Origin of the sequence: Paenibacillus alkalitolerans (assembly GCF_016482785.1) — a bacterium.
GTDB lineage: Bacteria > Bacillota > Bacilli > Paenibacillales > YIM-B00363 > Paenibacillus_AE > Paenibacillus_AE alkalitolerans.
This window is the reverse complement of record NZ_JAEMXM010000012.1, coordinates 106542-119077: the sequence shown is the minus strand read 5'-3', so window position 1 is coordinate 119077 and position 12536 is coordinate 106542. Positions and strand designations below refer to the sequence as shown.

14 protein-coding genes are annotated in these 12536 nt (G+C 46.4%); 2 read left to right on the top strand and 12 right to left on the bottom strand.

Features of this window, described 5'->3' with window-relative positions; genetic code table 11:
* Nucleotides 1-57: 57 nt before the first annotated feature.
* Genes JET16_RS18495 through JET16_RS18485 form a run of 3 tightly spaced genes read right to left on the bottom strand, consistent with a single transcriptional unit; the run spans nucleotide 58 to nucleotide 1881 of the window.
* Complete coding sequence (locus JET16_RS18495; protein WP_199618350.1) at nucleotides 58-639, bottom strand: hypothetical protein; 582 nt, start codon at nucleotides 637-639, stop codon at nucleotides 58-60.
* 8 nt (nucleotides 640-647) lie between these two features.
* Nucleotides 648-1097, bottom strand: a complete 450-nt coding sequence (locus JET16_RS18490; RefSeq protein WP_199618347.1) for a hypothetical protein — start codon at nucleotides 1095-1097, stop codon at nucleotides 648-650.
* A 28-nt stretch (nucleotides 1098-1125) separates the two neighbouring features.
* Nucleotides 1126-1881 carry an alpha/beta fold hydrolase gene (locus tag JET16_RS18485; protein ID WP_325176720.1) on the bottom strand — a complete coding sequence of 252 codons (756 nt, stop codon included), beginning with the start codon at nucleotides 1879-1881 and terminating at the stop codon, nucleotides 1126-1128.
* A 151-nt stretch (nucleotides 1882-2032) separates the two neighbouring features.
* Here JET16_RS18485 and JET16_RS18480 point away from each other — a divergent pair, with 151 nt between their 5' ends.
* Complete coding sequence (locus tag JET16_RS18480) at nucleotides 2033-3922, top strand: beta-propeller domain-containing protein (RefSeq protein ID WP_199618344.1); 1890 nt, start codon at nucleotides 2033-2035, stop codon at nucleotides 3920-3922.
* Between the two features lie 422 nt (nucleotides 3923-4344).
* Here the strand turns inward: JET16_RS18480 and JET16_RS18475 are convergent, their stop codons facing one another.
* From JET16_RS18475 to JET16_RS18455, 6 genes are all read right to left on the bottom strand, one after another.
* Entirely contained in the window at nucleotides 4345-4599 is a 255-nt protein-coding gene (locus JET16_RS18475) for a hypothetical protein (RefSeq protein ID WP_199618341.1), read from the bottom strand.
* Nucleotides 4583-5296 (bottom strand): pyridoxal phosphate-dependent aminotransferase, encoded by a 714-nt coding sequence (locus JET16_RS30895; RefSeq protein ID WP_325176719.1) that lies wholly within the window; start codon nucleotides 5294-5296, stop codon nucleotides 4583-4585. The genes JET16_RS18475 and JET16_RS30895 overlap by 17 nt, the downstream gene beginning before the upstream one ends.
* Before the next feature lie 52 nt (nucleotides 5297-5348).
* The gene (locus JET16_RS30890) at nucleotides 5349-5681 is read right to left on the bottom strand and encodes a hypothetical protein (protein ID WP_325176718.1); all 333 of its coding nucleotides are present in this window, start codon (nucleotides 5679-5681) and stop codon (nucleotides 5349-5351) included.
* Nucleotides 5682-6068: 387 nt separating this feature from the next.
* Nucleotides 6069-6419: an AAA family ATPase gene (locus JET16_RS30215; RefSeq protein WP_233531859.1), complete on the bottom strand. Its 351-nt coding sequence runs from the start codon at nucleotides 6417-6419 to the stop codon at nucleotides 6069-6071.
* Between the two features lie 106 nt (nucleotides 6420-6525).
* Nucleotides 6526-7341 (bottom strand): type II pantothenate kinase, encoded by an 816-nt coding sequence (gene coaW / locus JET16_RS18460; RefSeq protein WP_233531857.1) that lies wholly within the window; start codon nucleotides 7339-7341, stop codon nucleotides 6526-6528.
* A gap of 26 nt (nucleotides 7342-7367) precedes the next feature.
* Nucleotides 7368-8150: a helix-turn-helix domain-containing protein gene (locus JET16_RS18455; RefSeq protein WP_199618337.1), complete on the bottom strand. Its 783-nt coding sequence runs from the start codon at nucleotides 8148-8150 to the stop codon at nucleotides 7368-7370.
* A 100-nt stretch (nucleotides 8151-8250) separates the two neighbouring features.
* Here JET16_RS18455 and pyk point away from each other — a divergent pair, with 100 nt between their 5' ends.
* Nucleotides 8251-9666 (top strand): pyruvate kinase, encoded by a 1416-nt coding sequence (gene pyk / locus JET16_RS18450; protein ID WP_199618334.1) that lies wholly within the window; start codon nucleotides 8251-8253, stop codon nucleotides 9664-9666.
* A 65-nt stretch (nucleotides 9667-9731) separates the two neighbouring features.
* On the opposite strand, the gene JET16_RS18445 is transcribed toward pyk, so the two are convergent.
* From JET16_RS18445 to JET16_RS18435, 3 genes are read right to left on the bottom strand one after another with little or no spacing between them, the layout of a single operon-like run.
* Entirely contained in the window at nucleotides 9732-10526 is a 795-nt protein-coding gene (locus JET16_RS18445) for an NRDE family protein (RefSeq protein WP_233531855.1), read from the bottom strand.
* A gap of 10 nt (nucleotides 10527-10536) precedes the next feature.
* Nucleotides 10537-11757 carry an ABC transporter permease gene (locus JET16_RS18440; protein ID WP_199618332.1) on the bottom strand — a complete coding sequence of 407 codons (1221 nt, stop codon included), beginning with the start codon at nucleotides 11755-11757 and terminating at the stop codon, nucleotides 10537-10539.
* A complete protein-coding gene (locus JET16_RS18435) occupies nucleotides 11754-12494 on the bottom strand; it encodes an ABC transporter ATP-binding protein (RefSeq protein WP_199618329.1) in 741 nt (246 codons plus the stop codon). The genes JET16_RS18440 and JET16_RS18435 overlap by 4 nt, the downstream gene beginning before the upstream one ends.
* Nucleotides 12495-12536: the final 42 nt, after the last annotated feature.

The following is a 12536-nucleotide window of genomic DNA, read 5'->3' as shown; positions in this document are numbered from 1 at the left end:
CAACTAGATCCCAACCTCTAAACAATTCGTATGAGCTGTAAATTTTTGGTCCGCCCTTTAATCTATAAATTTTCTTGCTACGCCAATGCCTTTATCGTCATAACCGATAACTATGAATCTATCGCCCGCATTTTTATCGACAAATACAAACCATATTTTTTCTTTGTCGTTGATATGGACAAGTTCCGCTTTTTTAAAATAATCGTTCTCGTAGCCTTTGACGTATACTGACGTTACTTGATCCGCATTCGCTGCCCCAAAAATCATCGGAAACGGCGAGCGGCCAAACTCAGTCCCATCCGTGCCGGGGAAGTACTGCGCTGTAAAACCGTCTTGCACCTCCCAACTCTCGGTTTCAGTGTGCCCTCCGCCAAAAACCCACTTCCAGCCTGTAAGAGTTTTTGCAACATACTCGCTAGACAAACCTATATACTTGCTTTCCCTGTTACTTGGTTGCCTATGATAAAACACGACTACTCCGTTATCCGTTTCATGGGAATAAATGATCTCGCTTATTGGACCGCGCACCCGTTCAATTGCCTCGATCACCGTTTCGGACGATTCGTATGATGATTTGATAAAGATGAAACCAACCACCAGTACAGCCATCAATGTAACAAACGCACTTATTTTTTTCATGCTGAACCCTACTCGAAAAGCTTGCTCAGCTTTTGATGCAATTGTTTCTCTCTCGTGATAGTGATGTAACTGTCATTGATATGAAAATACAATTCCGCATTCGAATCCATGAGTTCCTCTTCCTCACCGTTTCTAGTGATCATGTATAAAAATCTGCCCTCAACCTCGCTCTCTCTGGTCTCAATTGCATACTCCTTACCGTTACCGTCTTCAAGACGAACGAGCTCCAATATTCCCGAATCAGACTTAATGAACATTGCATAATTCGGCTTGGTCTGAAATATTGCCATAAAATTGGAATTATTTATTTCTTGAATCTCTATACCTTGTTTAGTTATTTTGTCCAGCATATCCTGAGCATGACGATAGTCGCTTGGTGTAACATATTCATTGGAGGCCGTTTGTGTACAACCGACAATCAAGATCAGCATTAATACCGCAAAAATGTTTCTACGCAAACATACACCTCCCGTTTGATATTTGCCTTTACCGGATCGGATTTGCAGCCAAAAACTCAAGAATCGCATCATTGACGAACACCGGGCTTTCTCTTAGCATATGAGGCCGGTGACTGCCTCCCGGTACGACAAGATACTGCGAGCCTTTCACAAGGGAACTCAATCGTTTGACTCTCTCTTCACCGGCGAATCTATCGTGTTCCCCAGTGATAAACAATGCTGCAGTACGGATGCTGCCGATCTGATCCGCCGTCAGCTGCGGATATAACCGCCAATCTATCGCGCTTTGACGCATAAATTGCTGCCAGTCGCCTCGATGTGCCTCCTCATGTCTCTCAATCATCTGGTTGATGGTTTCGTGCTCTCCTTTTTCAATAAGCGACTCCGGTTCAAATTCCTCGACACCACTCGGATCGGCGAAACCGCCCGTACCGATCGTAGTAAGGGTCGCCACTTTGTCCGGATGATTCACGGCAAGGTACAATGCGACATTCGCTCCCAAACTGTAACCGATCAGATGCGCTTTGTGGATGTCCAACCGATCCATATATTCCGAAATATCATCCGCAATCTGGGGAGTGCTCCATTCCAAGCTGTCGCACCTTGTTCTGCCATGCCCCCTAAAATCCGGGAAATAGCATGTATATTTTCTTTGGAAGTCCGGCATCTGGCTTGCAAAAGCCAATATTCCCCGGCTATAACCGCTATGCAAAAAAACAACCGTTTCTCCAAAGCCCATCTTTTCATAAAACATCTCTACATCATTCACTTTTGCGTACGGCACGGCATAACACCCTCCCGATCGGAACGTTTGTTCCTCTACATTTTACCTCCAATATCTGTAAAAGTCATTACAAAAATTATGCGAAACTCAAAACATTTTTACCTCAAGGTCCGTCTAAAAACAAAACAAACGTGTCAAGAGGGGGATCGGTATGAAAACGAGTGTGCTGATTATTGCATTGGCTGGTGCGGTGCTGGCCGGAGCTTTGACTTGGACCGGCGCTTCGGGGACGCAGGACGAACGGCAGAAGCAGTCTTCGCTGCCGTCGGTCGGCTCGTACGCAAACTTCGTGAAGATGATGAAGAAGCTTGAAAAATCGAGACGTCACTTTGCGGCGGCAGACGGAATGGACACTGCGGCATCCGCTGCAAGCGGGGCATCGGAGGCGCAAGCGCCGGCCGGCCATTCAACGACGAACGTTCAAGTCGAAGGCGTGGACGAAGCGGATCGGGTGAAGACGGACGGCAAGTACATCTATCAATTGAAAGGCGAAAAGCTTGTCGTGACGGAGGCGCATCCTGCCGGGAACATGCGCGTCGTATGGTCGGAAGATTTCAATGCCAAAGGTATGCAGCCCCGAGAGCTGTACGTCGACGAACAGAAGTTGACCGTAATCGGCAATTACTATGACCCCGCATACAACTATGACATGACGAAAATCCTGGTGTACGATTTGAACGACAGAACGGACATGAAGCTCACGCGCGAGGCCGAGATTAAAGGAAGTTACTTGTCTTCAAGGAAAATAGGCGATTCGTTGTACGTCGTTTCGAATCTATACATCCACGGCTTGTTTACTTCCCCGCAGAACAAACAGCCGGACGAGTATTACGCCCCTTCCTACCGCGACAGCGCTTCTTCGGATGGCCCGAAGACAATTCCTTGGGAGGATATCCGCTACATTCCCGACTTTGAAGAAACGAATTATCTGATTATCGCCGGTATCGATTTGTCGTCCGCAAAGAAGGAAATGTCCGTGAACGCATATCTAGGCGCGGGCAGTACGATCTACGCTTCGACGGAGCATCTCTATGTGAGCAAGACGAGTTACGCGCAAAATATCACCATCATGTCGGAAGCGAAAAGTCTCGCCGGGATACCGCCTCAACAGCTTAACAAGAACACTTCGATTTTCAAATTCAAGCTGGCCGACGGGCAAACGCAATTCGTCGGAGAAGGAGAAGTCGAGGGGGCGCTGCTCAATCAATTTTCGATGGACGAATATAAGGGATATTTTCGCATTGCAACAACAACCGGAGAAGTTTGGGGCAGTGGGGCAGAACAGTCAAAAAACAATCTGTTTATTTTGGACGGCAATCTTAAGCCGGCGGGAGAAATTCGCGACATTGCACCTGGTGAGAGGATTTATTCCGTGCGTTTCATGGGCGATCGAGGGTACATGGTGACGTTCAAAAAGGTGGATCCGCTGTTCGTGTTCGATCTTAAAGATCCTGCAAACCCCGTTATCTTAGGAAAATTGAAAATTCCCGGATACAGCGACTATCTTCATCCATACGATGAAAATCATCTCATCGGATTCGGCAAAGACACGGTTGAGGCGAAACAGGGCGATTTTGCTTATTACCAAGGGTTGAAGATGGCTCTGTTCGATATTACCGACGTAAACCATCCGAAAGAAAAATTTGTGGAGATCATAGGCGACCGGGGGACGGATTCGGAGCTTCTTCATAACCACAAAGCGCTGTTGTTTTCTAAGGACAAAAACATTATTGCTTTTCCGGTTACGGTTGCCGAAGTCCCCGAAGGTGAAAAAAATTCGGATGGCACCGCGTATGGCACGTTATCGTTCCAAGGAGCCTATGTTTACAGTTTAGACTTGGCGAGCGGCTTTAAGTTGAATAAGAAAATTACTCATATTTCCGACGAAGATGTGAAGAAAGCGGGAGATTATTTCGATCACACGAAGGCGGTGCAGCGCACACTCTACATCGGAGATGCGCTATACACCATTTCCGATTACAAAATCGAAGCGCACGACATGAAAAGTTTCGAAAAAATGGGAGAAGTTTTGATGCCTTGATGCGCAAAAGCAGGCTGCCGTTGTTTGCGGCAGCCTGTTGACGTTATTATAAATCTTCCAGATTCATTTTTTATTACAAAATAGGTTAGGAATTTCAACAATAATCCCATTCAATGGAGCGAGTGCTTTTTTTTGGTTTACTTAGGAGACCTCAAGTGGCTGGAACAAGAATGGTTCCTAGTTCACATAGGCTCTCAATATCGCTTGCGCGTAGGGTTGCTCTTCAATTAAGCCCTCTGTCTCAAGCGGATTCTCCGCATGGAAGCTGTATGCCTCGATGATCGCCATGATGAAGAAGCACTCCAGCTAAAAGCTCTGGCTACCCCAAGAAGGGCGTGCAAAGCCGGCGGATGGGCTAAAATCAGTGCTTGCCTCGTGAAGGTTCGCCATCATCGCTCCCATTTTTCGGATTACCTCCTCTGTTACGCTCCTTTTTCCAAACGTTCTCCCTCGATCCATCTCAACAAGGACGAATAGAACCGTTGTCCGCCGCTCGTCGCCGCATCCGTGACGAAAACTCCTTCTTGATTCGATACGGCTTCGGGCAAGATAAGGCCCATGCTCTTCATCGCCGACAACCATTCCAATTCGGAGTGGTCGGGGTGTACTATCAAAAACAGCCTAACGGCGGCAGCCCCGTGGTCTATGCCGTTCAGTTGTTTAAGCCAACACTTCACTCATTACCTCGATCAGCATATCATTCTCTTCAGGCGTCCCAACGGTTACCCGTACACAATTCGGCAATCCCCAAGTACCTCCATAGCGGACAATTACTCCTTTCTCCATCATTTTCCGGTATATCAGTTCCGCATCAGGCCCGAGCTCAACCAATATAAAATTGCTCATACTTTCCGTATAACCTACACCTAACGCTTGCAATTTTGCATATAGCTTCTTACGTTGTTCTGTTACCAGTCGACGTGACGCTTGGACATGTTCGTCATCTTGAATTGCCGCCGCCGCCGCAAGTTGGGCTAAGGCATTTACATTAAAGGGCTCTTTCACCTGCAATATACCGCTGATTATTTCCGGAGAAGAAACACCGAAACCGACCCGAATACCTGCAAGGCCGTATACTTTGGAGAAAGTCTGCAATACAAGAAGAGGGTAGCCAGCTTTGACGAACTCTATTCCATCCGTATAATCGTTCGATGTTACATAGTGACTGTAGGCTGAATCGAGGACAACAAGCACGCTTTTGGGTATGGAATCAAGAATTTGTTGAAGCTGCGATTTCAAGAGTATCGTTCCCGTCGGATTGTTTGGGGAGCATAGAAACAATATCTTTGTACGCTCAGTAACAGCGCTGAGTATATCTTCAACATGATATTGATAATTCCCTGACAGAGGCACGGTCTTCACTTTAGCTCCCATAAGTGTCCCGCTAAATTCATATTCGCTAAAGGAGGGCCCCGGTACCATAACTTCATCGCAACAATCCAAAAAAGTTTCGGAAACAAGCGTTAAGCTCATCCCCTCCATTCGTTACAATAATTTGCTCCGGAGTTATATCGTATTTATCAGCAATTGCCTTTCTTAAATCAATCGCTTGGGCATCCGGATAACGATGAAGATCAGACGAAGCTTCTGTAATGGCTTGAACGGCTTTGGGCGAAGGTCCGAGCGGATTTTCATTTGAAGCTAATTTGATAACTCTTTGTAACCCTAATTCCTTCTGCACCTCCCAAATCGGTTTTCCCGGCGAATAGGGCTTCAAGTTTCGCAGTGCATCACGTGATTGAATTTTGTTTGTGGACAATTTCGATTACACCTACAATCATTATAATATATTTATCGCATTAACTCGATGATACGATAATACGTTAATTTAGTAAAGTGTCTCATTCACAAAAAATCACCCGCTCACCAGGTCAACGGCGAAATAAACGAAACATTCTTATTCGCTAATGCAGAACGACCAACGATCTAAACTCAGCTATTAGCAAGCCACAAATGATTCGATTTGAGCAATTATTGAATCTTTCGGCTGAATGGTATCCAAAACTAACTCTCCTTCAAGGCATTCTGTTTTAAAGTTCTTATAATGTTCTTTAAGTTCAGATAAATTTGTAATCAACTGATTAGGCAATGGACTAACACTTCGTTCAGTAAGCCTCTCGGCCCAAATTGAATCGTCGCTGCATATTCAAAGCAGAGACTTTAACTCCCCGCCTCGATCCTCGATCCAATTCTTTAATCTTCGTGCATCGTCAATATGATTCAGCCCGAAATCAAGAATAATCGCCGCATTGGAATCAATTACAGTTTGCAAGAAACGATAAAGAATATCGAAGCATATTTTATTTCTGACACTATGCCTGGACACATAGTCTGCAACCGAATAGATGTCGTCTTTATGTAAGACAGGTATTGCGAGCCTCTTACCAAGTTCGCTTGATAATGTGGATTTACCCGTTCCAGCTTTACCTCTAAATAAGATGATTTTAGATATAGTTTCTCCTCTAGGTTTCATTACGATGGTTTCTTGACTTGACATAGTCCTCCCCCGAACCATAATTTCCAAGGTATTTAGCTGAGCTAGCCGATGTACGCCTTATAGCGACCAGCAGATAACGCGCCCCGGCATACACAAGTCCTCCTCTTCAATGGCCCGACAGCTGCAAACAAGCTCCGATGGCCCCGCAATACTCGCCATTTTCAAGGAATATCGGCGAGGCTCCCCGCAGCTTCGTATAACTCTGTACTACCTCTTTAAGAAGATCATTTCCAATGAAAGATGAGCCAATAAAGATTATCGTTGAAACTCCACACTGACCGGCGGCTAGTACACTTGTTGTTGCCACGGTCTCTCCCACCAGACCGATTACACAAGCCAGCAATTCTTCCTTCGTTAATTGATCTATAGAATCCAAAGACAACACATTTGCAAAATTGCTTGCCGTCAAATCTCCCGGGATCGGCGGTACCGCCCCTTCATAGATATGGCTTACTTTCAAATCGATCCGGTCTCGGGAACCTTTTGCCGATAAAGATACAATTGCTTCATAATCCGTTAACCCGGTCAAAAGTCGAGAAAGCCCCATGATCGTTCCGCCGCCGACCCCGGTTCCGCCGATGCGTTGTTCCCTGCTATTTTCTACATAATGAATCGAAGTACCGGTACCGACATTGGTTAATATATATGCTTTCTCAGATATAGCGTTTTTTTCAAGAAGGTATCGCACCCCGTTACTGGTTGCCGTAAATTCAACAATCTCTGCAGCTTTGTTCTTCAACAGCGATTTCAACAAAGCCGCTTTGCCACCGGTAACACAAATGTCAGCGCGATCCAGCCCGTTAATCCATGAGGCCGCATGTTCCAGTTGGGAAACAGGCAGCTTATTGAATTCGAGCGAATCATTCTTCTTGCAGGCGACTTTGATCAGCGTGCCTCCTGCATCAATTCCGATATTCATCATTGAGTTATCAACCCGCTTCCATATCATTAGATAATTATTGAAGGTCTTTCATTGAAGTAGTCCGATGGTGTCCTCCCGGTGATCCGCTTAAAAACTTTGTTGAAATACGATACATCACTATAACCCAAAAACTCGGATATCTCACCAATTGTTAAGTCAGACTCGCTTAGCATATATATTGCAGTTTTTGTTCGAATCGAGTGGACATATTCGCTAATGGTTTGTCCGGTGGTTCGGCTAAAAAGCGTTGCGGCGTAATTCGGACTTTTTCTAATAACGCGGGCAAGATCTTCTTTTGTAATCTTTCTTCGATAGTTCTCTTGAATATACCTTTTCATTATTTCGACAATGTTATATTTTTCCGGGATAAGTGTCCCCCTGTCCGATTCTCTTTGACAATATGTCAATATTTCAAGCATCAGGGCTGCGCCAAGAATATCGTAATAGGGCAACTTGTCATTCCACTGGCTGCTGATTAACTTCATTCGCTCATGGATCAGATCGTAACAGCCAAGCTTGGCATATATATATTCTTTAGAGTTGAAAAATGGCAGAGGAGGGGAGTCGTTCATTTTTCGAAATGTTACTGCATATTTCGAATGAAACACCGTCGGGATGCTTTTCCAATAAAATTGGACCCCTTCAGGAATCAAAATTGCGTCTCCTTTTTCCATAACAACTTTTCTATCATTCATCCAAAACACGCATTTCCCATATGTATTCAAGAAAAAAACATTATCAATTGCACACCGCTTCTCCTCAAATAAATCAAGTCCGCGATCCTGGCGAACATTCTCAACGGTTATCATCGCAATCACCTTTGTACTATATTACAACCATCGTACTATAATCCATGGCGAGGTCAATGCGTTTTCGAATAAGATATTAAAAACACTGAGGAGAGTCATTATGAGGAAAACAAAAATGGTTTGCACTTTAGGGCCTTCGTGCGATTCAGTTGCGACGCTGGCAGACATGATTCGCTCAGGAATGACGGTTGCCAGGTTAAATATGGCGCATGGCGAGCTGGAAGAACATAAAGTTAGAATCCAAAATATTCGACAAGCTGCCGCAGAATTGAATACTTTTGTTCCGGTGCTGCTGGATATTAAGGGGCCTGAGATCAGGATTGGAAAACTGAAAGACCAATTCATTCAATTGCAAAATAACGACGAGATTATTCTCACAACGGCTCAAGTACTTGGCGATAACGAGAGGATTTCGGTTACTTATGAAGACATGCCCAAAGTTCTCTATCCAAATTCAAGAATTCTGATTGACGACGGGCTAATTGAATTGCGTGTCTTATCCGTCGAGAACCAAGACATTCATTGCAAGGTCGTTAACGGCGGGAACCTAAAACCAAGAAAAGGCGTCAATCTGCCTGGTGTCAAAACCACGCTTCCAGGCATCACAGAAAGGGATGTCCGCCACATTATATTTGGCTTGGAGAACGAAATCGACATAATAGCCGTCTCTTTTGTCAGAAAAGCTGAAGATATATTAGAAGTAAGACAGATATTACAAGAAAATAATGCGCAGCACGTTCAGGTAATTTCCAAGATAGAGAACGAAGAAGGCGTCACGAACGCGGATGAGATTATAGAGGTTTCTGACGGGATCATGGTTGCCCGCGGCGACCTCGGTGTCGAAATTCCAGTTGAGGAAGTTCCGCTCGTCCAAAGGAATATCATTGAGAAATGCAATGCAGCGGGAAAGCCTGTTATAGTAGCAACACATATGTTGGACTCTATGCAAGTAAACCCACGCCCTACCCGGGCAGAAGTAAGTGACGTTTCTTCAGCCGTCTTACAGGGGGCGGATGCTCTTATGCTTTCCGGCGAAACCGCTGCGGGGAAGTACCCGGTAGAATCAGTCATCACAATGGCGACTATCGCGGAAAGAGCGGAATCGACGATAGACTACTGCGAGCAATTCTCCAAGAGAAGGAAACAGCAATCCGCAAATGTGACGGAAATTATTAGTCAAGCCGTTGTGAGTTCGTCATTGGAATTAAATGCGAAATCCATTATCACTCCGACAGAAAGCGGCTTTACTGCCCGAATGGTTTCAAAATATCGTCCCGAAGCTCCCATTATTGCAATTACTCAACATCATCACATTCTGCAGAGGTTGTGCCTTTTATGGGGGGTCGTTCCCGTCTTGGGAGACGGCGTAGCAACAACCGATGAAATGTTTGAATCCGCAATCCATAACAGCATTAAAACCGGTCTTCTTGAGAAAAGTGACTATGTAGTAATAACCGCAGGTGTACCGATCGGGAAATCAGGATCGACTAATTTAATTAAAGTACAGCAGATATAGGCTGCACTAGAGGAGGCTGGGCAGCCGCCAGCCTCCATCGTCTTCTTATTGCTGGTCCAAAACTATTATTCCCGGTTACGAATGTTAATTGTGAATTGCCGATCTTTCGTCTCTTCCCGGGGATATACTCTCTCTCTGAACCAAATTACTTCATCTGTCATCAAAAGAACCGTTGAGCTCCTAGTGCCATAGCCGTAGCTGTCACTTCGAATATAGATCGGGGAGAGCAGCCGCTCCCACTCCAGAGAAACCCCGGTGCTAGGAAGCAAATCATCTGAAGCGGGGTCCGTGTTATAGAGCAGCGTAAATAACCGTGCAGTCAAATGGTCGTCACTCTCACTCAGAATATTTGCTAGACCAGCTTTACCGCGTTTAACCTTGGGCCATTCGGTATTTAGCAAATGATTGCTAACACCGTAAATCCCCGGCTCCAGCTTTCGAATCTTGTCTTCAATATTTGAATAATAATACAACTCGTTCGTATCCCCTGCCAGCAAATTGTAACCTGGGTAGGATTCCCGTGCGTCCGCCGCTTCCGATATATAGACTCTCGGTGATTTAATACCCTTCAAAAAATCGGCAACCAACTCTCCCCGCGAACGCTTGCCATCCGATTCTTCCTTCGGATTTCGATAATTGGTAAGGGCTGCAAACCGGCCTGTCGTTGTTACTCCCAACCAAGTACCCATCTTCAATAAATCCCGCCCAGCCAGTATATTCGGATGATCGTCCCAATAATGAGCCGGAGATGTCGGTCTGTTGTAAAATTCATCCCGATTAGCCGCTAAGATAAGTTGATATTTAGGATGTACTTTATAAGCGAACAAAATTAAACACACTGCAGCATCGCCAGCTTTCATTCTTAAGATTTCATATGCCTTTCCGCCCAGTGAGGCCGGTCTTTCCCCTTGCAAAAAGTACGGGAGCAACAACACCGGCCGCCGTCAAAGTTATCACGAAATGCCATGGCATGACCGCAAAGAGCGGAAGTGCGGCCAGCACGTTCCATGCCCGATGCGCGGAACGCCTGATAGTCCGCACTGCGAGACGACGCTGCTCCTCGGGAATCGGTGAGACGGCCAGATGCAGCACGTCTCTGCGGATCGTCTCAAGACTTTTCAATTGGATACCGGCGAGAATGACGAAACCCGCATATATTGCGGTGCTCGTCCATTTTCCGGGAAATAAAAACATAAACAGATATTCCAATAACATTAGCCGAACCAAAATCATAAATATCGAAGAACGAAGCAGCGTCCTCCAATACAAGTAGACATAGGCGTTGCGCGCGTTTTTTGACGCAAGCGTCAACAGCGGCTGCAGATAAGCCCGCCGACGATACGTTTCTTCACTGCGCGGAAGGTCGACGAATTGGCTGAACCAACGTTCCGTCACAGCTTTCTTTCGCCGTTCCTCCCGGATGAGATACTCCCAGTGAACGGAAAATTTGCCGGGCAATCGCAAAGACAACAAGTACGCCGCCCAAACGACTACGACTGCAGGAATGGATACGGAAAGCGGGAAACGAAACATCAGATGGATCGATGCGAAGGCAGCCAGTGCTTTGACCGCAAGAAATACGATCCTGTACGTTGGGGAATCGAACCGCTTCTCCTCCCGAGATCCGAAAAATAGAATCGCTTTAATAACAACCGTCATTATGATAACGGCTCCATATACTAAAGCAGTCCCCCCCAATGCGGAAAAGAAGGGCCATATCGCCAAAAGCGCCGCACATACGCCAAATCCGCTTTGGAGCAACCCTCGATTCCAAGCCGGCCGAAAATAATGAGTCATTCTTGATTCCGCAGGGGTCAAAAAGACGATGTCGGGTTCCGTCAAATACGTCCGAACCGGGTTCCACAAAAGCGTTACCGTCAGCAAGGAGGCTGCGGCGAACGGAAGAGATACGGGCAAGCCGCCGGTTTGCTCGGCTTCACGCAGCAAAAAGATGTACCCTTGAATCGACAAAAATACTGCTGCGGCGGCAACTAATCCGAAACCGCTGCTGAAGACATACTTCCAATATGGGAAAGTTTCTTTCGCATCGGCATTGCGGCGGCGCCGCCAAAGCTCCGTCAAGCCGATCATGCGTCTCCCCCGCCCACTAATCGGAAGAACGCTTCCTCCATCGAAGGCGCCCCCGCCAACTCTGTAATATCCCGTTTTGTCCCATGCGCGATAATATTGCCCTCATGCAGCACAACGTATCGATCGCAGTACGTCTCCATCATCGAGATAATGTGCGAACTCACAATTAGCCCCGCACCCGACCGTTTCTCTTCATCCATCTGTTTCAAAAGCGCGCGCACCGCAAGCGGATCGAGCCCCAGGAACGGCTCGTCTATGAGATAGAGAGGCGGCCGCACGAGAAACGCGCACATGATCATTACCTTCTGGCGCATTCCTTTCGACAGGTGCCGAGCGAACTTATTCCGTTCGGCAGCCATTCGAAACCGTTCAAGCAAACGTTGGGCCCGATCCTCGAATGCCGCGCGTTCGATACCGTACACCATGGCGGTAAACTCGAGATGCTCCCATACGGACAGTTCATCGTATAATAACGGACTTTCCGGCACGAATACATAGGACGTCCGATACTGCTCCGGTTCCTCGGCGAGCCGTTTGCCGCAAACCGATACTTGCCCTTGGTGAGGTTTAAGCAAACCGATGATATGTTTCATCAGCGTGCTCTTCCCCGCACCGTTAAGGCCGATTAAACCGATCAATTCCCCCGGCTGCACCTGCAAAGATATGTCGCGCAGCACCGGTCTGTTGCGGCTGTACCCTCCAACCAATTGCTCTATTGCCAGAACGGCTTCCGTCATGTAATTCACCTCTTTTTCCATTATATACAAAAAAACATGGAA

What these genes read in the sequence shown, in the direction of transcription:
- JET16_RS18495 (WP_199618350.1), bottom strand. Translation starts at nt 639, where the DNA reads ATGAAAAAAATAAGTGCGTTTGTTACATTGATGGCTGTACTGGTGGTT.
- JET16_RS18480 (WP_199618344.1), top strand. Translation starts at nt 2,033, where the DNA reads ATGAAAACGAGTGTGCTGATTATTGCATTGGCTGGTGCGGTGCTGGCC.
- JET16_RS30895 (WP_325176719.1), bottom strand. Translation starts at nt 5,296, where the DNA reads ATGGGAGCTAAAGTGAAGACCGTGCCTCTGTCAGGGAATTATCAATAT.
- JET16_RS30215 (WP_233531859.1), bottom strand. Translation starts at nt 6,419, where the DNA reads ATGTCAAGTCAAGAAACCATCGTAATGAAACCTAGAGGAGAAACTATA.
- coaW (WP_233531857.1), bottom strand. Translation starts at nt 7,341, where the DNA reads ATGATGAATATCGGAATTGATGCAGGAGGCACGCTGATCAAAGTCGCC.
- JET16_RS18455 (WP_199618337.1), bottom strand. Translation starts at nt 8,150, where the DNA reads ATGATAACCGTTGAGAATGTTCGCCAGGATCGCGGACTTGATTTATTT.
- pyk (WP_199618334.1), top strand. Translation starts at nt 8,251, where the DNA reads ATGAGGAAAACAAAAATGGTTTGCACTTTAGGGCCTTCGTGCGATTCA.
- JET16_RS18445 (WP_233531855.1), bottom strand. Translation starts at nt 10,526, where the DNA reads ATGAAAGCTGGCGATGCTGCAGTGTGTTTAATTTTGTTCGCTTATAAA.
- JET16_RS18440 (WP_199618332.1), bottom strand. Translation starts at nt 11,757, where the DNA reads ATGATCGGCTTGACGGAGCTTTGGCGGCGCCGCCGCAATGCCGATGCG.
- JET16_RS18435 (WP_199618329.1), bottom strand. Translation starts at nt 12,494, where the DNA reads ATGACGGAAGCCGTTCTGGCAATAGAGCAATTGGTTGGAGGGTACAGC.